Annotated in this window: 21 protein-coding genes; 7 read left to right on the top strand and 14 right to left on the bottom strand. The window is 71.7% G+C overall.

Features of this window, described 5'->3' with window-relative positions:
- Positions 1 to 22: 22 nt before the first annotated feature.
- The 3 genes from ABT114_RS39095 to sigE all read right to left on the bottom strand — a co-directional run bounded on the left by ABT114_RS39095 (position 23) and on the right by sigE (position 3,858).
- A complete protein-coding gene (locus ABT114_RS39095) occupies positions 23 to 1,990 on the bottom strand; it encodes a S1C family serine protease (RefSeq protein WP_351148654.1) in 1,968 nt (655 codons plus the stop codon).
- A 171-nt stretch (positions 1,991 to 2,161) separates the two neighbouring features.
- Positions 2,162 to 3,160, bottom strand: a complete 999-nt coding sequence (locus ABT114_RS39100; protein WP_351148657.1) for an anti-sigma factor family protein — start codon at positions 3,158 to 3,160, stop codon at positions 2,162 to 2,164.
- Positions 3,157 to 3,858 carry an RNA polymerase sigma factor SigE gene (gene sigE, locus ABT114_RS39105; protein WP_351148659.1) on the bottom strand — a complete coding sequence of 234 codons (702 nt, stop codon included), beginning with the start codon at positions 3,856 to 3,858 and terminating at the stop codon, positions 3,157 to 3,159. Before sigE ends, ABT114_RS39100 begins: the two co-directional genes overlap by 4 nt.
- A 282-nt stretch (positions 3,859 to 4,140) precedes the next feature.
- On the opposite strand from sigE, the gene ABT114_RS39110 reads away from it, so the two are divergent.
- Positions 4,141 to 4,791, top strand: coding sequence for an O-methyltransferase (locus ABT114_RS39110; protein WP_351148662.1), 651 nt, complete (start codon positions 4,141 to 4,143; stop codon positions 4,789 to 4,791).
- A 110-nt stretch (positions 4,792 to 4,901) separates the two neighbouring features.
- Here ABT114_RS39110 and ABT114_RS39115 read toward each other — a convergent pair whose 3' ends face one another.
- The gene (locus tag ABT114_RS39115) at positions 4,902 to 5,069 is read right to left on the bottom strand and encodes a DUF3117 domain-containing protein (RefSeq protein WP_003966491.1); all 168 of its coding nucleotides are present in this window, start codon (positions 5,067 to 5,069) and stop codon (positions 4,902 to 4,904) included.
- Positions 5,070 to 5,449: 380 nt separating this feature from the next.
- Here ABT114_RS39115 and chcB point away from each other — a divergent pair, with 380 nt between their 5' ends.
- Positions 5,450 to 6,253 carry a 2-cyclohexenylcarbonyl CoA isomerase gene (gene chcB / locus ABT114_RS39120; protein WP_351148665.1) on the top strand — a complete coding sequence of 268 codons (804 nt, stop codon included), beginning with the start codon at positions 5,450 to 5,452 and terminating at the stop codon, positions 6,251 to 6,253.
- A 41-nt stretch (positions 6,254 to 6,294) separates the two neighbouring features.
- Here chcB and ABT114_RS39125 read toward each other — a convergent pair whose 3' ends face one another.
- Positions 6,295 to 6,879, bottom strand: a complete 585-nt coding sequence (locus tag ABT114_RS39125) for a DNA-3-methyladenine glycosylase I (RefSeq protein ID WP_351148668.1) — start codon at positions 6,877 to 6,879, stop codon at positions 6,295 to 6,297.
- Positions 6,876 to 7,223, bottom strand: coding sequence for a DivIVA domain-containing protein (locus tag ABT114_RS39130; RefSeq protein WP_351148920.1), 348 nt, complete (start codon positions 7,221 to 7,223; stop codon positions 6,876 to 6,878). Before ABT114_RS39130 ends, ABT114_RS39125 begins: the two co-directional genes overlap by 4 nt.
- Before the next feature lie 142 nt (positions 7,224 to 7,365).
- Between ABT114_RS39130 and folP the strand changes: the two genes are divergently transcribed.
- The gene (folP, locus tag ABT114_RS39135) at positions 7,366 to 8,226 is read left to right on the top strand and encodes a dihydropteroate synthase (RefSeq protein WP_351148923.1); all 861 of its coding nucleotides are present in this window, start codon (positions 7,366 to 7,368) and stop codon (positions 8,224 to 8,226) included.
- A 56-nt stretch (positions 8,227 to 8,282) separates the two neighbouring features.
- Here the strand turns inward: folP and ABT114_RS39140 are convergent, their stop codons facing one another.
- Positions 8,283 to 9,041 carry an LOG family protein gene (locus ABT114_RS39140; protein ID WP_351148671.1) on the bottom strand — a complete coding sequence of 253 codons (759 nt, stop codon included), beginning with the start codon at positions 9,039 to 9,041 and terminating at the stop codon, positions 8,283 to 8,285.
- A gap of 132 nt (positions 9,042 to 9,173) precedes the next feature.
- Positions 9,174 to 10,256 (bottom strand): succinyl-diaminopimelate desuccinylase, encoded by a 1,083-nt coding sequence (gene dapE / locus ABT114_RS39145; protein WP_351148674.1) that lies wholly within the window; start codon positions 10,254 to 10,256, stop codon positions 9,174 to 9,176.
- A gap of 94 nt (positions 10,257 to 10,350) precedes the next feature.
- On the opposite strand from dapE, the gene ABT114_RS39150 reads away from it, so the two are divergent.
- Positions 10,351 to 11,355, top strand: coding sequence for a VldE C-terminal domain-containing protein (locus tag ABT114_RS39150; protein ID WP_351148677.1), 1,005 nt, complete (start codon positions 10,351 to 10,353; stop codon positions 11,353 to 11,355).
- Positions 11,356 to 11,672: 317 nt separating this feature from the next.
- Positions 11,673 to 12,122 (top strand): ATP-binding protein, encoded by a 450-nt coding sequence (locus ABT114_RS39155; RefSeq protein ID WP_351148680.1) that lies wholly within the window; start codon positions 11,673 to 11,675, stop codon positions 12,120 to 12,122.
- Positions 12,123 to 12,200: 78 nt separating this feature from the next.
- Here the strand turns inward: ABT114_RS39155 and ABT114_RS39160 are convergent, their stop codons facing one another.
- Both ABT114_RS39160 and fdxA read right to left on the bottom strand, forming a co-directional pair.
- Positions 12,201 to 13,298 (bottom strand): bifunctional succinyldiaminopimelate transaminase/glutamate-prephenate aminotransferase, encoded by a 1,098-nt coding sequence (locus ABT114_RS39160; RefSeq protein ID WP_351148683.1) that lies wholly within the window; start codon positions 13,296 to 13,298, stop codon positions 12,201 to 12,203.
- A 115-nt stretch (positions 13,299 to 13,413) separates the two neighbouring features.
- Positions 13,414 to 13,734, bottom strand: coding sequence for a ferredoxin (fdxA, locus tag ABT114_RS39165; protein ID WP_130443832.1), 321 nt, complete (start codon positions 13,732 to 13,734; stop codon positions 13,414 to 13,416).
- Between the two features lie 142 nt (positions 13,735 to 13,876).
- On the opposite strand from fdxA, the gene ABT114_RS39170 reads away from it, so the two are divergent.
- Together ABT114_RS39170 and ABT114_RS39175 are read left to right on the top strand one after the other, a co-directional pair.
- Positions 13,877 to 14,905, top strand: coding sequence for a GNAT family N-acetyltransferase (locus ABT114_RS39170; protein ID WP_351148925.1), 1,029 nt, complete (start codon positions 13,877 to 13,879; stop codon positions 14,903 to 14,905).
- 17 nt (positions 14,906 to 14,922) lie between these two features.
- Complete coding sequence (locus ABT114_RS39175; protein ID WP_351148686.1) at positions 14,923 to 15,774, top strand: transglutaminase family protein; 852 nt, start codon at positions 14,923 to 14,925, stop codon at positions 15,772 to 15,774.
- Between the two features lie 6 nt (positions 15,775 to 15,780).
- Here ABT114_RS39175 and ABT114_RS39180 read toward each other — a convergent pair whose 3' ends face one another.
- From ABT114_RS39180 to ABT114_RS39195, 4 genes are read right to left on the bottom strand one after another with little or no spacing between them, the layout of a single operon-like run.
- Positions 15,781 to 16,395 carry a response regulator transcription factor gene (locus ABT114_RS39180; RefSeq protein ID WP_351148688.1) on the bottom strand — a complete coding sequence of 205 codons (615 nt, stop codon included), beginning with the start codon at positions 16,393 to 16,395 and terminating at the stop codon, positions 15,781 to 15,783.
- Entirely contained in the window at positions 16,392 to 17,552 is a 1,161-nt protein-coding gene (locus ABT114_RS39185) for a sensor histidine kinase (protein ID WP_351148691.1), read from the bottom strand. Before ABT114_RS39185 ends, ABT114_RS39180 begins: the two co-directional genes overlap by 4 nt.
- The gene (locus ABT114_RS39190) at positions 17,549 to 18,307 is read right to left on the bottom strand and encodes an ABC transporter permease (protein WP_351148694.1); all 759 of its coding nucleotides are present in this window, start codon (positions 18,305 to 18,307) and stop codon (positions 17,549 to 17,551) included. The genes ABT114_RS39185 and ABT114_RS39190 overlap by 4 nt, the downstream gene beginning before the upstream one ends.
- On the bottom strand, positions 18,301 to 19,242 hold the full coding sequence (locus tag ABT114_RS39195; RefSeq protein WP_502988469.1) for an ABC transporter ATP-binding protein: 942 nt from the start codon (positions 19,240 to 19,242) through the stop codon (positions 18,301 to 18,303). The genes ABT114_RS39190 and ABT114_RS39195 overlap by 7 nt, the downstream gene beginning before the upstream one ends.
- Positions 19,243 to 19,336: the final 94 nt, after the last annotated feature.

Below are 19,336 nucleotides of genomic sequence, written 5' to 3' on the forward strand. Positions count from 1 at the left end.
GCCGATCCTCCGGTCCTCGCTGTCACTCGCCGTCCGCGGATCCGAGCACGAGCGTGACCTTCCGCTCCTGGCCGTCGTGTTCGACGGTCAGCTCCAGGCTGTCGCCGGGGCGGTGGGCGCGGGTCTTGACGATGAGTTCCTCGCCGGAGTGGACGGGCCGCCCGTCGACCTCGGTGATGACGTCGCCCGCCTTGAGGCCGGCCCGGTCGCCGGGGCCGCCGGCGGTGACCGGGGAGCCGCCGTCACCGCTCTTGGTGCCGACGCGGGCGCCGTCGCCCGTGTAGTCCATGTCGAGTGTGACGCCGATGACCGGGTGGGTCGCCTTGCCGGTGTTGATCAGCTCCTCGGCGACGCGCTTGCCCTGGTTGACGGGGATGGCGAAGCCCAGGCCGATGGAACCGGCCTGGCCGGTCTCGGAGTCCGAGCCGCTGTCGGCGGAGCGGATGGCGGAGTTGATGCCGATGACCCGGGCCTGGGAGTCGAGGAGGGGGCCGCCGGAGTTGCCGGGGTTGATAGGCGCGTCGGTCTGCAGGGCGTCCACGTACGAGACGTCGCTGCCGTCCGTCTCGCCGCCCGCCGTGATGGGCCGCTCCTTGGCGCTGATGATGCCGGAGGTGACCGTGCCCTCCAGGTCGAAGGGGGCACCGATGGCGACGACGGGGTCGCCGACCTGCACGTTGTCGGAGTTGCCGAGCGGGATGGGCTTGAGCCCGCTCACGCCCGTCACCTTCACGACGGCGAGGTCGTAGCCGCTGTCGTGTCCGACGACCTCGGCCTTGGCGGTCTCGCCGCCGTTGAAGACCACGGTTATGTCGCCGTCCGCGCCGGCGGGCTCCACGACGTGGTTGTTGGTGAGGATGTGGCCACGCGTGTCGAGCACGAAGCCGGTTCCGGTGCCCTGCTCCTCGCTGCCGGTGACGTGCAGGGTGACGACGCCGGGCAGGGCCCGCGCGGCGATGCCCGCCACACTGTCCGGAGCCCGCCCGGTGTCCTCCTCACCGGCCTGCGGCAGCTCTACGGTCCCCAGCCCGCCGTCGCGCTCCAGATACGCCCCTACGACGCCACCGACGCCCCCGGCCACGAGAGCGAGCAGCACCGCACCGCCGACGAGCGCCCGCCTCACCCGGCTGCGGCGCTGCCGCTCGCTGGGCACAGCGGCCCCGTTCAGCTGGAGAGGGGCGGAGGTGGCGAGCGGGGCGGGGGCCCAGGGGTCGTAGCGCTGCCAGGGGTCGGTGGGGGATGGGGTGTCGGGGAACGGGGCCTGGGGGAGGGTGGGGGCGGCTTGGGGGGCGACAGGAGGGTGGGCGAGAGCAGCGGGTGCGACGGGGGCGCCGTGCGGGTGCGACCCCTGTGCGGCGTACGGGCCATGGGGCGCGAACGGGACGGGCTGGGCGCGCTGGGCAGGCGGGCCGGGCGGAACAGGGGCTCCCTGGGCGGCCGGAGCGTGCGGGGCGGACACCCCCTGAGCGCTCGCGGCCTGCGCGGGCGCCGGGACCGTCGTGCCGTGCGTGGGCGTCGCCGCGGGGTGCTGGACCGGCGGGGCGGGCGCCCAGGGGCCCGGTTCGCCGTACGGCGGGGTGCTGTAGGGGTCGGGGTCGTGCAGGGGTGGGCGCTCGGCGGAGGGGGCGGCGGGGGCGGAAACGATCACCACCGGCTCGTCCCGCCCGCCCCGCCCATCTGCCTCATCCGGCTCATCCGTATCGGCAGCGGTCGGACCGCCCTCCGGGACGGCAGCCACCGACTGTCCGAGGTCCTCCGCGACCGGTGCCGGGATCGCTGCCGGGATCGGTTCCCTCACCGTTGCCCTGGCCGTGGCCGGCTGTTCCAGCACGAAGTCCCCCTCGTGCGTGTCACCGTCCGCGACCACGGCGGGCCGTTCCAGCTCGAAATCGCCTTCGTCGGTTTCCGGCGCGGCCGCCCGCTCCGCCGAGCCGTCCTGCGGTCGAGGCCGGCTCCACCACTTCGCCTTCGTGGGCTTCCCCTCGTTCATGCTCTCCCCACAGCCGCCGCGGCACGGCACTTCGGCGGCCGCGGCACGTCGAATCCCTCACCGCGCGCCCGGCTGCGTGCCGTGGGCGCGGCCCACCCTGGATTCAACCAGGTTCGCGGGTCGCCGCGCAGAGGCCGGTTCGGCGGGACCGCTGGTCGGCGGGACGGCTGGTCAGCGGGACGACGGTGAGGAGGAAGGGGCCGAGGTCGTGTCGGGGACGGGTGCGGCGAGCAGGCCGGGGGCGGTGACCTCCGGGGCCGAGGACCATGCGGTCAGAGCGATCGGTGAGACGGCGGTGAGCGGACGCACCAAGGGAGACATGGCTGCGGCACCGGCCATCACCGGTGTGGTGAGCGTGTGCACGATGTCCTGGGCCGTCCCGGGCGACGGCACCCCGGGCAGCAGCGGCGCGCTCGCCTCGGTCGGGGCGACCAGGCTCTCGCCGAGCGATCCCTGCCCACCCTGCGCGATGAGCGGACCGAGCCCGCGGCGACGCTGGCTCTCGGATGTGGCCGCGGCTCCCGTGCCCGGCGTACGCGCCGGCGTCACATTGCTGCCGCTGCCGGAGCCACCGCGGGCATCGGCGGCCGTGGCGCCCGGCGTGCCGGTGGTCACCCCGCCGAGCGCGACCGCGGCCAGCGACACCGCCCCAGCGGCGACGAACGCGAACCGCAGCCCGCGCGAGGCGGACCGCTCGGCGTCGCTCCGGCCGACCGGATGGATGCGGAAGCCCCGGTCCGGGGAAGCGGGCGGCAACATGGAACCGTGCTCGCCGGAGGGGACGTAGTCGAAGTCGAAAGGGTCGTCCCGCTTCACGCCGAAGACCCCCGGTCTCCCGCCGAAGCCCCCGGAGGCGCGTCCGGAGAATCCCCCGAATCCACCCCCGCCGAACGGCGAGCCACCGCCGTCCGGGTCACCTCCCCCGGGAAGCCCCTGGAGTCGGGCCAGGAAACTCTCGGAGGGGGGTGGAGGGGCCACTTCCGCGAAGACGTTCTTCAGCCGGCGCTGGGCGTCGACCTCCGTTTTGCACCTCGGGCAGGTCGCCACGTGCGCCAGCACGCGCTCGCGCGCGTCATGACCGAGCTCTCCGTCCACCAGGGCGGAGAGACGGTCTCCCAGATGCTGCTCGGCCAGGAGCCGTTCGGCCGGGTCGGGTCGTGATCCACTCACGCGGTCGCGCCCCCTCCCCCCAGAGCGGGCACACGGGCCACGAAGGAGCGGCGCTCGGCGCGCGCCTCCGGCGAGCGGTGCGCGAGGGCCTTGCGCAGCTGGGAGCGGCCCCGGTGGATCCGGGAGCGGACCGTGCCGAGCTTGACGCCCAGGGTCGCGGCGATCTCCTCGTACGACAGTCCTTCGATGTCGCACAGGACGACCGCGGCGCGGAACTCGGGCGCGAGGGTGTCGAGGGCCTGCTGGACGTCCGCGTCGAAGTGCGCGTCGTTGAAGACCTGCTGCGGGGAGGGCTCGCGGCTGGGCAGCCGCTCCGCCGCGTCGTCACCGAGGGCGTCGAAACGGATGCGCTGCTTGCGGCGGACCATGTCCAGGAAGAGGTTCGTGGTGATGCGGTGCAGCCAGCCCTCGAACGTGCCCGGCGAGTACGTCGACAGAGAGCGGAAGACGCGGACGAAGACCTCCTGGGTGAGGTCCTCCGCGTCGTGCTGGTTGCCGGTGAGGCGATAGGCCAGCCGGTACACCCGGCCGCTGTGCATGCTGACGATCTCCTCCCACGTGGGCGGAGTCCACGCCTGCCCGTCCGCGTCGGTGGAGAAAGTCGCGGTCTGGGCCTGGTCAGCGGCGTGGCTGTGGTCAGCAGCGGTGTCGTTCACGGATTTCGGCCTGCCCGCCGATCCGAGGAAGCGCTTCAGCACTCCGCCCCGATCCACAGGCGCAGCCGCACCTCCCCTATCGGCTCTGGTGGTGTCCAGTGGAGCCCCTACCATAGCCACCTCGCCCGTTAGCTCCGGATAAGCGGTTTTACGAGAATTTGATCTGTGCTGATACGGCTCATACGGCTGCGTCAGCAGTTGCTCGTCGTCTCGTCCGTCGTCGTGATCCAACTGTGTCCCCCCGCTGTCTCTGCCACCCCTATAAACGCCTGGTCCCATCTGCGGGTTCCCGGCGGCAACGGATACAGTCACGCCCAGGCAACCATGGGACAGGAGAGGGCCATTACCGGCAACCGGCAGACGAGCTGGGCGTTCGCCGACGCCTATGTCGCCGAAGACGAAGCGCTGCGCTGGGCCCGCGACCGTGCCCGCGACGCAGGGCTGCGCTCGGTGTCGCCCGGCACGGGCGCCGCGCTGCGGTTGCTGGCGGCCTCGGTGGACGCGAAGGCGGTCGCGGAGATCGGTACGGGGACCGGCGTGTCGGGCATCCACCTGCTGCACGGCATGCGCCCGGACGGCGTCCTGACCACCGTCGACCCCGAGCCGGAGCACCAGCAGTTCGCCCGGCAGGCCTTCCGCGCCTCGGGCTTCGCCAGCAACCGGGCCCGTTTCATCCCTGGCCGCGCGCTGGACGTCCTGCCCCGGCTGGCGGACGCCGGCTACGACCTCGTCTTCTGCGACGGCGACCGGCTGGAATTCCTCGACTACCTCGCCGAATCGTTGCGCCTGCTACGCCCCGGGGGCCTGGTGGTCTTCGAGGGCGTCTTCGCCAACGGCCGCACGGTCGACTCCGGCCCGCAGCCGACGGAGGTCATACGGATCCGGGAGCTGTTGCGCGGGGTGCGCGAGAGCCAGGAGCTGGTGCCGTCGCTGCTCCCCGTGGGCGATGGCCTGCTGTGCGCGGTCAAGCGCTGACGCACGGCCTCCAGCAGGCGGCACGAAAGCGCCGTACCCCCCACAAAACAGCTGCCCCGGCACCACGTAGGATGCCAGGGCGGCTGAAAAGGGTATGGTCGCTTGCGCGCTCAGCCGACGACCTTCTTGAGGGCGTCGCCCAGTGCGTCGGCCTCGTCAGGGGTCAGTTCGACGACGAGTCGACCGCCGCCTTCGAGCGGAACGCGCATGACGATGCCCCGCCCCTCCTTGGTCACCTCGAGCGGGCCATCACCCGTTCGCGGCTTCATGGCCGCCATGCTCGTTCCCCTTCCTGAAACCAGCTCATCGTCAAAGCCGACGGCCCCTGGGAGGGCACGCGCGATCCCTAGCGTGAGACGCGCGACACCGGCATCGAACACATTGCTTCCAGGCCATTATCCCGCATCTCAGGACCCGATGACCAACATCAGTCGGCATCGCTTGGGCAACGCGCGCGAGCAAAACCACTCAATTCGGCGATGTGACTGCGATACTGCGCCGCCGCACGGACTCCCATGGACCGGAAACCCACCGGAATTCTTTGACGCAGGTCACACGTAGGCTCAGGTCCATGGACGGTGATCTCCGCCATGCTGTCCTTCGGACACCGGACGTACCGACCGGTACGTCCTCACTGCGACACCGGAGGCGTTCCGCCATGGCCGACACCGTGCTCTACGAGGTGAGCGACGGACTCGCGATGATCACCCTTAACCGCCCCGAGGCGATGAACGCGCTGAACATCTCGGCCAAGGTCGCCCTCCGCGACGCGGTCGAGGCGGCGGCCGCCGACGGCGCCGTACGGGCCGTGCTGCTGACCGCGGCCGGTGACCGGGCGTTCTGCGTGGGGCAGGACCTCAAGGAGCACATCGGGCTGCTGGCCGCCGACCGGGAGACCGGGTCCGGGCAGACCATGACCACGGTCAAGGAGCACTACAACCCGATCGTGCGGGCGCTGGCCGGTGCGCCGAAGCCGGTGGTCGCCGCGGTGAACGGGGTCGCGGCCGGAGCCGGCTTCGGGTTCGCGCTGGCCGCTGACTACCGGATCGTGGCGGACACGGCCGCCTTCAACACCTCCTTCGCGGGCGTCGCCCTGACGGCGGACTCGGGCATCTCCTGGACCCTGCCGCGGGTCGTCGGCCCCGGTCGCGCCGCAGACCTGCTGCTCTTCCCGCGCAGCATCAAGGCGCAGGAGGCGTACGAGCTGGGAATCGCCAACCGGGTCGTACCGGCGGACGAGCTGCGCGGCGAGGCCGAAAAGGTGGCGCGGGCACTGGCCGCGGGGCCGACGGTGGCGTACGCGGCGCTCAAGGAGGCCGTCGCGTACGGGCTGTCCCACTCCCTCGCCGAGACCCTGGAGAAGGAGGACGAGCTCCAGGCGCGGGCCGGGGCCTCGGAGGACCACGCGATCGCGGTCCAGGCGTTCGTCAACAAGGAGAAGCCGAAGTACCTGGGCCGCTGAGCCCGGACGGGCCCACATGGGCCCGACGGACCCGTCCCGGCTCAGGGGCGGCGTGCGGTGCAGTCCGCCAAGTGGTCGTCGACCAGACCGCACGCCTGCATCAGCGCGTACGCCGTCGTCGGCCCGACGAAGCGCAGGCCCCGCTTCTTCAGGGCCTTCGACAGGGCCGTCGACTCGGGCGTGACCGGCGGGACGTCACCGACGGTCTTCGGGACGGGGCGGCCGGCCGGGTCGGGGGCGTGGGACCAGATCAGCTCGTCCAGCTCGCCCGGGGCCCACTCGGCCAGCACGCGCGCGTTGGCGAGCGTGGCGTCGATCTTGGCGCGGTTGCGGATGATGCCGGCGTCGGCCAGGAGGCGCTCCCGGTCGACGTCGGTGAAGGCGGCGACCTTGGCGATCACGAAGCCGTCGAAGGCGGTACGGAAGCCCGACCGGCGGCGCAGGATCGTGATCCAGGACAGGCCGGACTGGAAGGCCTCCAGGCTGAGCCGTTCGAACAGCGCGTCGTCGCCGTGGACCGGGCGGCCCCACTCCTCGTCGTGGTACGTCACGTAGTCCGGCGTGGACAGGGCCCAGGGGCAGCGCAGGGCGCCGTCCGGGCCGGCCACGGCCGCTCCGTCGCTCACCGGTGGTCCTCCTCGTCGGGCTTGTCCATCGAGACGCGGGACGCGGCCTGGGCGCCCGCCAGCGCGGACTCCAGGTCGGTGATACGGGCGTCCCGCTCGGCGAGCTCGGCACCGAGGCGGTTCAGCGCGTCGTCCACGTCCGCCATGCGGTAGCCGCGGGGGGCGAGCGGGAAGCGCAGGCTGTCGATGTCCGCGCGGCTGACCGGGCGCTCCGGGGGCAGCGGGTCGTGCAGTCGCTCGGGTGCCGCCTCCGGGAGTGGACCGGTGCCCTCGCCGCCGCCCACCACGGCGAGTGTCACCGCGGCGACCACCACGGCGAGCGCGACGACCAGGAACAAGAACATAACCATCGCTGGGTCCCCACGCTCGGTGTGCTCGATGCTGAAAGTGTCAGGGTCCGATCGTGCCATGCGAGTCCGACAGTTAGGGTCGCAGGCGGCCGAGGAACCGGTCATACCCAGGTCGTACTACGAGAGGTCACAGGGGATGCTCAGGCTGGGCAGGCGTGAATTCGACGCGCACGAGCCGGTGATCATGGCGATCGTGAACCGGACCCCGGACTCCTTCTACGACCGGGGGGCGACCTTCCGGGACGAGCCCGCCCTCGCGCGCGTGGAGCAGGCGGTGGCGGAGGGCGCCGCGATCATCGACATCGGCGGGGTGAAGGCCGGGCCGGGGGAAGAGGTGACGGCCGAGGAGGAGGCGCGGCGGACCGTCGGCTTCGTCGCGGAGGTACGGCGACGCTTCCCGGATGTCGTCATCAGCGTGGACACCTGGCGGGCCGAGGTCGGCGAGGCGGTCTGCGAGGCCGGTGCCGATCTGCTGAACGACGCGTGGGGTGGGGTGGACCCCGGGCTGGCGGAGGTCGCCGCGCGGTACGGGGTGGGGCTGGTGTGTACACATGCGGGGGGTTCGGAGCCGCGGACCCGGCCGCACCGGGTGACGTACGACGACGTCATGGCCGACATTCTGCGGGTGACGGTGGGGTTGGCCGAGCGGGCGGTGGCGCTGGGGGTACCGAGGGAGTCCGTGCTGATCGATCCCGGGCACGACTTCGGGAAGAACACGCGGCACAGTCTCGAGGCGACGCGACGGCTCGGGGAGATGGTCCGGACGGGGTGGCCGGTGCTGGTGTCCCTGTCCAACAAGGACTTCGTCGGGGAGACGCTGGACAAGCCCGTGAAGGAACGGGTGCTCGGCACGTTGGCGACCACGGCGGTGTCGGCGTGGCTGGGGGCGCAGGTGTACCGGGTGCATGAGGTGGCGGAGACACGGCAGGTGCTGGACATGGTGGCGTCGATCGCGGGTCACCGCCCGCCCGCGGTGGCCCGACGAGGGCTGGCGTAACTTTCCATGCCGTACCCGGGAGCGGAGCCCCCTGGTACGGCATGGACCAGCCCGTTCTAGCGGCCCGCCTCCTTCGACACCAACGCCACCGCCTCGTCCACGTCGTCCGTGACGTGGAACAGGGTGAGGTCCTTCTCCGATGCCTTGCCCTGGGCGATCAGGGTGTGCCTGAGCCAGTCCACCAGGCCGCCCCAGTACGCGCTGCCGAAGAGGACGATGGGGAAGCGGGTGACCTTCTGGGTCTGGACGAGGGTCAGGGCCTCGAAGAGTTCGTCCAGGGTGCCGAGGCCGCCGGGGAGGACGACGAAGCCCTGCGCGTACTTCACGAACATCATCTTGCGGACGAAGAAGTAGCGGAAGTTCAGGCCGATGTCGACGTACGGGTTGAGTCCCTCTTCGAAGGGGAGCTCGATGCCGAGGCCGACCGAGATGCCGCCCGCCTCGCACGCGCCCTTGTTCGCCGCCTCCATGGCGCCGGGGCCACCGCCGGTGATGACGGCGAAGCCGGCTTCCACCAGGCCTCGGCCCAGCCGGACGCCCGCGTCGTACTCCGGGGTGTCCCTCGGAGTGCGGGCCGAGCCGAACACGCTGATCGCGGGCGGGAGTTCGGCGAGTGTGCCGAAGCCCTCGATGAATTCCGACTGGATGCGCAGGACCCGCCAGGGGTCGGTGTGGACCCAGTCGCTGGGGGCGCGCTCGTCCAGCAGCCGCTGATCCGTCGTGCTTGCCTGGACCTGACTGCGCCTACGGAGGACGGGCCCCAGGCGCTGCTCGTCCGGCGGCACCTTCTTGCCCTCGGGGTTGCCAGTAGGCATGTGCGCTCCCTCCACTTGCGGGCTTTCCACCTCAGCGTAGATCTACGCGGGTTACGGACGGGGGACGTCACCATGTCCTCCGTGAAGACGTCCGCATGTCCTCCGTGAAGCGGTCAGCCCGCCGGCCGGCCGTCAGTCGGTCGTCAGCCAGGCACGCAGGCGCTCCTCGCCCGCCAGGATCTTCCTGGTTTCGACCCGTTCGTCCCGCTTGTGTGCCAAGTGCGGGTTTCCCGGGCCGTAGTTGACCGCCGGGATGCCCAGTGCCGAGAAGCGGGAGACGTCCGTCCAGCCGTACTTGGGCTGCGGGGTGCCGCCCACCGCCTCGATGAAGGCCGCCGCGGCCGGGTGGGACAGGCCGGGCAGGGCGGCGCCGCTGTGGTCGTCGATCACGAACTCCGCGACCCCGCAGTCCGCGAAGACCTCGCGGACGTGGGCGATGGCCTCCTCCTCGGTGCGGTCGGGCGCGTAGCGGAAGTTGACCGTCACGACGCACTCGTCGGGGATGACGTTGCCGGCCACTCCGCCCGAGATGCCCACCGCGTTCAGGCCCTCCCGGTACTCCAGGCCGTCGATCACCGGGTAGCGCGGCTCGTAGGAGGCGAGGCGGGCCAGGATCGGGGCGGCCGCGTGGATCGCGTTGGAGCCCATCCAGCCGCGTGCCGAGTGGGCGCGTTCGCCCGTCGTCTTGAGCAGCACGCGCAGGGTGCCCTGGCAGCCGCCCTCCACCTGGCCGTCGGACGGCTCCAGCAGCACCGCGAAGTCGCCCTCCAGCCACTTTGGGTGCGCCTCGGCGACGTGCTTCAGTCCGTTGAGGTCGGCGGCGACCTCTTCGTTGTCGTAGAAGACGAAGGTCAGGTCGCGGTTCGGGGCCGGGACCGTGGCGGCGATGCGGAGCTGGACCGCGACGCCCGACTTCATGTCGCAGGTGCCGCAGCCCCACAGCACGCCGTCCTCGTCGAGGCGGGAGGGGACGTTCCCGGCGATGGGCACGGTGTCGATGTGGCCGGCCAGGATGACCCGTTCCGAACGACCCAGGTTCGTACGGGCGATCACGTTGTTGCCGTAGCGCTCCACCGTCAGGTGCGGCAGGGCGCGCAGCGCGGTCTCGATGGCGTCCGCGAGGGGCTTCTCGGTGCCGCTCTCGGACGGGAAGTCGACCAGCCGCGCGGTGAGCTCGGCGGCGTCCAGCGTGAGGTCAAGGGGGGTGTCGGCCATGTCGTCGACCCTAGCGCGCCGGGCCGTCCACCCGCGTGTGCCGGCGGCCCCCACCCGGCGCGGCGGCCTCAGGAGCCTCCAGTACCTTGTACGGGTGCCAGAGCCGTCACCCACCTCCTCCAAGCGTCGTGGTCGCCTCTTCCGTTTCGGAGCGGCCTTCGTGGTCCTGTCCGCGGTCGCCGGTTATCTCGTGGTGCAGTACGTGACCGGCGGCACCGCCGGTCCGGGGTGCAGAGTCGTCTCGGGCGACGACGATGGGGCGGTCTACGAGTTCACGCCGGAGCAGGCGGTCAACGCGGCGACGATCTCGGCGGTCGGCACCGACCGCGGTCTGCCCGAGCGGGCCGTGACCATCGCGCTCGCGACCGCGCTCCAGGAGTCGGGGCTGCGCAACATCGAGCACGGCGACCGCGATTCGCTGGGCCTGTTCCAGCAGCGGCCGTCGCAGGGCTGGGGTACCGAGAAGCAGATCATGGACCCGACGTACGCGGCGGGCATCTTCTACGAGCACCTGGTCAAGGTGTCCGGCTACACGAAGCTCCCGCTCACCGTGGCCGCGCAGCGCGTGCAGCGCAGCGGCTACCCGGAGGCGTACGCCAAGCACGAGCCGGATGCCACGCTGCTCGCCGCGGCCCTCACCGGGCGGGCGGCGGCCACGCTGACCTGCGAGGGCCGTCCCGCGGCCGCCGCGACCGCGGGGCCGGACGCGGTGCGCACCGCTCTCGTACGGGACTTCGGGCGTGACGCGTTGCAGGAGGCCGGTGCGGAGGTGAGCGGGAGCGGTGGTGGCAGCGGCACCAAGGCCGCGTCGACGCCCGCGCCCGGCGTGACCGCCGAGTCCAGCGGGCGGACCGTGACGGTGCCCGTGCCGAGCGCTACGGGCGACTCCGCGGGGCGCAGCAGCGAGGAGCGCGGCTGGCAGCTTGCGCACTGGGCAGTGGCCAACTCCTCCGCCCTGCACATCGCACGCGTCGCCTACGCCGGACGGGAGTGGACCGCCGGGAGCACCGACAGTCAGTGGCGTACGACCGGGGCGAGGAGCGACGGCGGAGCGGAGCGGGCGGCCGCCGACTCGGTCCGGATCGTCACCGCTCAGTAGTACGGGACTTCACCCGCACGGGTTACGTACGGTGGCCGTGAACAGGGGGCGCGCAGGTTTTCGCGCCGTCACCCTCGCATCCGCCCAGCCCTTGCAAACAAAGAGCCGTAAGGATTCGGCGGACTCTCGGAGCGGGCGCCCTTTGCCCGATTTTATCCGTAACCGATAATGCGACGCATTACCAACTCTTTACGTTGGCTCGCCGCAACCTTCCCGGGCTTCAAGCGGTAGTCACTGCGTCCGAGCCCGGACCATCAACTGCGGTCGAGTGCCGGGACGGGCGGACACTTCCATCGTCTCTCCCTCAAAGGAGCATCATGTCCCTCCCTCTGACCCGCCGCATCGCCCGTGCCGCGCTGCTCGTCGCAGCGGGAGCGGCTGCCGGGGTCGGTGCGGCCGGCTCCGCGAGTGCGGCCGCCGAACTGCCGGCCACCCCGAACCTCGGCGGAGTGACCGCCCTGGACGGCGCGACCGTCGGCAACACCGTCGACGGCGCGGCGCAGCAGGCCACCGGGCTCGCGGGTGACGCCGGCGGCCAGGCCGTCAAGACGGCGGTGCCGGCCGCGGGCAAGACCGGTGGCAAGGCCGTGAAGAAGGCTGCGCCGGTGGCGCAGAAGACCGCCGGTCAGGCGGCGGGGTCCGCGGGGGCTCTCCTCGGGGACACCGCGTCGACCGCCACGAAGGGCGGGCTGCCGACGGACTCCCTCACGAAGGGCGGGCTCCCGACGCAGTCCGCGCCGGTGAAGGGGCTGCCGCTGGGCGGCTGAGTCTCGGGTTCCACAGCGAGGTTCCAAAGCGACGGGGTCCAGGTTTCCACCTGGACCCCGTCGCTTTGTGCACGACGGCTACACCGCCAGCCTCTGCACCGCTGCCCGCACCCGCTCGTCCGTCGCCGTCAGGGCCACGCGTACGAAGTTCTCGCCCGCCGTGCCGTAGAAGTCACCCGGGGCGACCAGGATGCCGCGGTCGGCCAGGTGGGACACCGTGGCCCAGCAGGACTCGTCCCGCGTCGCCCACAGGTAGAGGCTGGCCTCGCTGTGTTCGATGCGGAAGCCGTGGTTCAGGAGCGCCTCACGCAGGAGCGTGCGCCGGGACGCGTACCGTTCGCGCTGCTCGCGGACGTGGGTGTCGTCGCCGAGGGCCGCCACCACCGCCGCCTGTGTCGGGGCCGAGGTCATCATGCCGCCGTGCTTGCGGATCTCCAGGAGCGGGCCGAGGACCGCCGGGTCGCCCGCCAGGAAGGCCGCGCGGTAGCCCGCGAGGTTGGAGCGCTTGGAGAGGGAGTGGACCGAGACGATGCCCTCGTAAGAGCCGTCGTTCACGTCCGGGTGCAGGACCGAGACCGGGTCGGCCTCCCAGCCCAGCTCGAGATAGCACTCGTCGGAGAAGAGCAGGACGCCGTGCTCGCGGGCCCAGGCGACGATCCGCGTCAGTTCCGCCTTGCTCAGCACCTTGCCCGTCGGGTTGGAGGGCGAGTTGAGCCAGAGGAGCTTCAGGCCGGTCGGGTCCAGGTCCGTGGGGTCGTCGTAGACCTCGTACTCCGCGCGGGCGAGGCGGGCGCCGACCTCATACGTCGGGTAGGCCAGACGCGGGTAGGCGACCCGGTCGCCGGGGCCGAGGCCCAGCTGGGTGGGGAGCCAGGCGACCAGTTCCTTGGAGCCGACGATCGGCAGGACGTGCCGGTGGGTGACCTCGCGGGCGCCCAGGCGGCGCTCCAGCCAGCCCGTGATCGCGTCGCGCAGCTCGGGGGTGCCCCAGACCGTCGGATAGCCCGGGGAGTCCGCCGCGGCGATCAGGGCCTTCTGGATCAGCTCGGGGACCGGGTCGACGGGGGTACCGACGGACAGGTCGACGATGCCGTCCGGGTGCGCGGCGGCCGTTTTCTTGTACGGCTCCAGCTTGTCCCAGGGGAAGGTGGGCAGACGGTCGGAGACTGCGGACACGGGAATCTGGCTCACTTTCTTGAACGGCAAACGCCCCGGTCCCATGCGGCGCGATCTGCGGCGATCAGGCCGTACGGGACCGAGGCGGCACGGCTTGCGGGCCGCTGGTGCGGGGTTACCCGGCCTGCGGCGGCAGCGCGGCGATGAAGGGGTGATCGCGCTCGATCAGCCCCAGCTTGCTGGCACCACCGGGAGAGCCGAGCTCGTCGAAGAACTCGACGTTCGCCTTGTAGTAGTCCTTCCACTCCTCCGGAGTGTCGTCCTCGTAGAAGATCGCCTCGACCGGGCAGACCGGCTCACAGGCACCACAGTCGACGCATTCGTCCGGGTGGATGTACAAGGACCGCTGGCCCTCGTAGATGCAGTCGACCGGGCACTCCTCGATGCACGCCTTGTCCTTGACGTCGACACAAGGCTGCGCGATGACGTAGGTCACGCTGTCGTTCCTCCTCGATACGGGCGCTGGCGGGCCTCCCACAGGCTCCGCCGCCTGGCGCGCGGGAGCGCGGCGTAATCGATGCCCGCCTCTAGTATCTCCGTTCTTGGGCATGATCCGAACAGGAGGGGTGGACCGACCTGTGGAAATATCGGCCGCTGGACGTCTCGAGGTCCGTATCACCGCCGCTGACGTGGGCAAACGCGTCTCTGTGCGGCGATTGAGCGACCCCGGAGACACCGAAGGGAAATTCACCGACACGGTGGGTGTTCTCACATCATGGGACAACGCTGTGCTCGTGATCACACAGAAGGACGGCGAGAGCGTCCGGATCGCGGAATCCTCGCTGGTCGCGGGGAAGGTGGTGCCCGCCGCGCCGGCCCGGCGGCGGGGGCCGGCCGCGTCCTACGAGGAGCTCGTCCACGTCGCCGCACGAGCCTGGCGGCCGGTGGAGAGCGCGCGTCTGGGCGAGTGGGAGCTGCGGGCCGCCTCCGGGTTCACCCGGCGGGCGAACTCGGTGCTGCCGCTCGGCGACCCGGGCCTCCCGCTCGACGAGGCGCTCACCGAGGTACGACGCTGGTACGGAGAGCGCGGCCTGCCCGCGTACGTCCAGACCGCGACCGGCGCCGAGGGCACCCAGGAGCTGCTCTGCGCGGAGCTGGAGCGGCGCGGGTGGGTGCGCGAGGTGACCGCCGAGCTGTGGATCGGGGCGCTCGCGCCGGTCGCCGACCTGGGTGAGCCGTCCGGGGTCGTGCTGTCCCGGGAGGCCGGTGAGGCGTGGCTGGCGCGCTATCAGCGCAAGGGAGTGAGCGACGTGGCCCTGAAGGTACTGGGCAGCGGGCCCTCGGTGTGGTTCGCGACCGTGCCCGGTGAGCGCGAGGGGGAGCCGCCGGCGGCGATCGGGCGGTGTGTCGTCGACGGGCGGTGGGCCGGGTTCGCCGCGGTCGAGGTGGATCCGGCGCAGCGGCGGCGCGGGCTGGCCAGCGCCGTCATGGCCGCGCTGGCCCGGCAAGCCCTCGAGGAGGGCGCCTCGGCCGCCTGGCTCCAGGTCGAGGCGGACAACGCGGGAGCGCGTGCGCTGTACGCCCGGCTGGGCTTCGCCGCGCATCACGCGTACCACCACTACCGGGAACCGGCCGAGCCCGGCAGCGGCCGGTACGGATCGCCGTGAGGGGGCACGAGCCTGCCATGCGTTCCTGCTTCCCCCCACCGCCCGAGCGCTCCGCCGAACTGCGGCTGCGGTTCGCCGAGGAGGTGCGCTGCGAGCGGCCCGATCTGTCCGAGCTGTGCCTGCTGGTGGGGGCGGCGGCCGACGGGGGGCTGGACGAGGCGGGCATGGACGCCGCGCAGATGGAGCTGGACCGGCTGGCGGGGCAGCTGCCCTTCCGGCCGGGCGGTCCGGCGGCCTGGGCGGGGGCGCTGCGTTCGGTGCTCGGGGAGCGCTGTGGGTTCCACGGGTCCCCGGCCGACTTCCAGTGGCTGGAGTCGTCGTTGCTGCACCAGGTGCTGCGACGGCGGCGCGGGCTGCCGATCCTGCTGTCGGTGGTGTGGATGGAGGTCGCGAGGCGGGCGGGGGCGCCGGTGTACGGGGTCGCGCTGCCAGGGCATTTCGTCGTCGGGTTCGGGCCGGCGGAGGAGCAGGTGCTGGCCGATCCGTTCGACGGGGGGCGGGTGCTCAGCGGGTCCGACGCGGAGTTGCTGGTGGCCGGGGCGACGGGGGCGGCGCTGCATCCGTCGATGCTGGTTCCCGCGGATCCGCTGGAGGTGGTGCTGCGGATTCTGAACAACGTCCGGGCGTGGGCCGCGGCTCGGCCCGAGCGATCGGATGTGGCCTTGTGGGCGGTGGAGTTGTCGCTGCTGTTGCCTTCGCATCCGGCTCGGTTGCGGTATGAGCGGGCGCAGATCCTTGTGCAGCGGGGGGACTTCGTGGGTGGGGCCACGGAGTTGGAGACGTATGCGGAACTGGTGGACGCGGTGGATTCGGCTGCGGCGCAGAGGGTGCGGGGGCAGGCGTTGGCAGCTCGGGCCAGGCTGAACTGAGGCCGGTTACAGCCAGCCTTTCTCTCTGGCGATCCGCACCGCCTCCGCCCTGTTCCGTACCGCCAGTTTCTGGATCGCCGTCGAGAGGTAGTTGCGGACCGTGCCCTGGGACAGGTGCAGGGTTTTCGCCAGTTCCGCGTTGGTGGAACCGTCGGCCGCGGCGCGCAGGACCTCGCGTTCGCGGTCGGTGAGGGGGTTGGCGCCCTCGGCCAGGGCGGCGGCCGCGAGGGTGGGGTCGATGACCCGTTCGCCGGCCAGCACCTTGCGCACCGCTTCGGCGAGTTGGGCAGCCGGGGCGTCCTTGACCAGGAAGGCGTCGGCGCCGGACTCCATGGCGCTGCGGAGGTAGCCGGGGCGGCCGAAGGTGGTGAGAACGACCAGCTTCACCCCCGGCAGTTCCCGGTGCAGGAGGGCCGCCGCCTCGATGCCCGTCGCGCCCGGCATCTCGATGTCGAGGAGGGCCACGTCCACGTCGTGTTCGCGGGCTGCCGCCAGGACCTCGTCCCCGCGCGCCACCTGGGCGACGACCTCGATGTCGTCCTCGAGGCCGAGCAGTGCGGCCAGTGCCTCGCGGACCATCGACTGGTCCTCGGCCAGGAGGACCTTGATCGTGTGGCTCATGCCCCGGATCCTATGTCCGCCGACGAGCCGGCCGGGACGCGGGCGACCAGTCGGAACCCGTGCTTGAGGCTGCCCGCCTCCAGGGTGCCGCCCGCCTTCTCCAGGCGCTCGGTCAGGCCCGTCAGACCGTTGCCGGGGCCGTCGCCCGAGCCGCCCGAGCCGTCGTCCTCGACGGAGAGTTCGAGGACCAGGCCGTCGAGGGTCTGGCGGCGGAGCAGCTCCACCGTGCAGCGCCGGGCGCCGCTGTGCCGTACGACGTTGGTGACCGCCTCGCGCAGCGCCCAGGCGAGGGCGGACTCGCTCTCCTCGGGGATGCCGGTGAGGTCGGGGGCGACGGGCACTCCGGCGGTGACGCCGGCGGCCGTCAAGGCGACCTGGGTGCCGGCGAGTTCGTCGGCGAGGCGGGGGCGCCGGTAGCCGGTGACGGCCTCGCGTACGTCGACCAGGGCCTGGCGGCTGACCTGTTCGATGTCGGCGACCTGCTGGGCCGCCTTGTCGGGGTGGTCGGGGAGCATACGGCCGGCCAGTTCGCTCTTCAGCGTGATCAGGGAGAGCGAGTGGCCGAGCAGGTCGTGCAGGTCGCGGGCGAGGCGCAGGCGCTCCTCGTTGGCGGCGAGTTGGGCGACCGTGGCGCGGGCTTCGCGCAACGCGATGGTCGTGCGGATCAGTTCGCGTACGCCGGTCATGGAGAACCCGCCGAGGAGCGCCGGGAGAAGCAGTCCGGCCAGGAACTCCTTCCCGTCGGGCACGACCAGGGCGACCGCGGTCAGCAGCGCGGACACGGCCGGGATGCACCAGCGGGCGAGCCGCAACGGAAGCGCCGCGCCGGAAGCGATCGCCACGTAGACGAACAGCACGAGCCACTCCCGGCCCAGGGCCAGGGCCAGGACGGTCGACTGGGTGGCGAGGACCGCCAGGGAGCCGAGCACCACGCCGTTGCTCTCGCCGCGTCCGGTGCGGAAGAGCAGGACGAAGTACCAGGCCACGAAGGCCACCAGACCCAGCGCGCCGAGGACACGGACGCCCGCGCTGTGCCCACCGTGCAGCAGGTCGTTGACGGGCGCGCTCAGATAGGCGAGCCAGATGCCCGACCACAGCGTCTTGATGACCTTCTGCCTGCGGTTCTGCGGGCGTTGCCCGATGCCGACGCTGCTCACGCCTTCAGCGTGTCCTTCCGGTACAGCCAGGCCGCGCCGCCCGCGAACAGGACGAAGAAGACGACGAGGATGGCGAGGTCCTGGGCGTGCGGGGCCTGGCTCTGTTCGATCGCCTGTCCCAGGGCAGCGTACGCGTGCGTGGGCAGCCACCTGGCGATGTCCTGCAACCACTGCGGGAAGGTCGTCGACGGCATCCACAGGCCGCCGAGCATCGACAGACCGAAGTAGGTGATCATCGTGATGGGGCGGACCGCGTCCCCGCTGGCGAGGTAGCCGATGGCGACGCCGAGCGCGGCGAAGACGAGGCTGCCGGCCCAGATCGCGCCGGTCAGGGCGAGCCACTGCCAGGCGTCCAGGCGTACGTCCTTCACGGCCGCGGCGACGACGAAGACGATGACGATGGACGGCAGGCTCACCACGGCGGCGCTCGCTGTCTTGGCGAGGACGTAGCCGCGGCCCGGCAGGGTGGTCAGCCGCAGCTGCCGTACCCAGCCGCTCTCGCGCTCCTTCGCGATGCGCTCGCTGTTGCCCATCAGGACGGCGGTCAGGGCGCCGAAGGAGGCCATCGAGACCATCATGTAGGTCGGGATGGTCAGGCCCGTGCCGTCGACCTGAGTGGTGGCGTCGGCCTTGCCCGCGATGAGCAGGAACAGGACGGACGGGTAGATCACCGAGAAGAACAGGAACTTGCGGTTGCGCAGGGCGCGGGCGAGTTCGAGCTTGATGAGGCCCCGCGAAGCAAATGTATTCAGCACGACTGCTTGGCCTCCTCGGCCTCGGTGATGGCGACGAAGGCCTGCTCGAGCCCCAGCCCGGCGACTTCGAGGTTGCGGGGGTAGACGCCGAGACCGTAGAGAGCGTGGACGGTCGCGTCGGCGTCGGTGGACTGGATGCGGATCGTCTGGCCGGATATGTCGATGGCGGTGAGGAAGGGAAGCGCCCGCAGCGGTGCTTCGTCGATCGGGCTGTCGTGGAGGTCGAAGGAGATCCTGCGTGCTCCCGCCTTCGCCTTGATCTCGGCGGCGGTGCCGTCCGCGAGGAGCCGGCCCCGGTGCAGGACGAGGACGCGGTCGGCGATGGCGTCGGCCTCTTCGAGGTAGTGCGTGGCGAACAGGACCGTACGGCCCTGGTCGGCCTGCTCGCGCATGGTCGCCCAGAAGGCCTGGCGGGCGGAGACGTCCATGCCGGTGGTCGGCTCGTCCAGGACGATCAGGTCGCTGTCGCCGGCGGTGGCGAGGGCGAAGCGGACGCGCTGGGACTGTCCGCCGGAGAGCTTGTCGACCTTGCGGTCGGCGATCTGCGAGATGCCCGCGCGGGCCAGTACGTCGCTCGCCCGGTACGGCTTCGGGTGCAGGTCGCAGGCGAGCTTGACCAGTTCGCCGACCGTCACCTCGTCCATCAGCCCGCCGCTCTGCAGCATCGCGCCCACGTGTCCGGCGACGATGGCCTCGCGCGGGCTGGTGCCGAAGACACGGACCGTGCCGCTGTCGGCGTGCTTGAGGCCGAGCAGCAGGTCCAGGGTGGTGGACTTGCCGGCCCCGTTGGGCCCGAGCAGGGCCACGGTCTCCCCCGGGTGCAGCCGGAGCGTGAGGCCGTCCACCGCCCGTACGGTTCCGTAGCTCTTGCTCACCTGATCGAACCCGACCACCTCGGTTGCGGTGGCCGTCACTGTCGTCGTCATGCAGACCATCGTGGCGGTGGGGCTCCGGTGCCCGGCAGTGTCGGCGGTCCTGACTGCCGGATGACAGATGTCATGTGTACGCGGTGACGGGCAGGCCGTCCCG

This window comes from Streptomyces sp. NPDC002088, assembly GCF_040296605.1.
GTDB lineage: Bacteria > Actinomycetota > Actinomycetes > Streptomycetales > Streptomycetaceae > Streptomyces.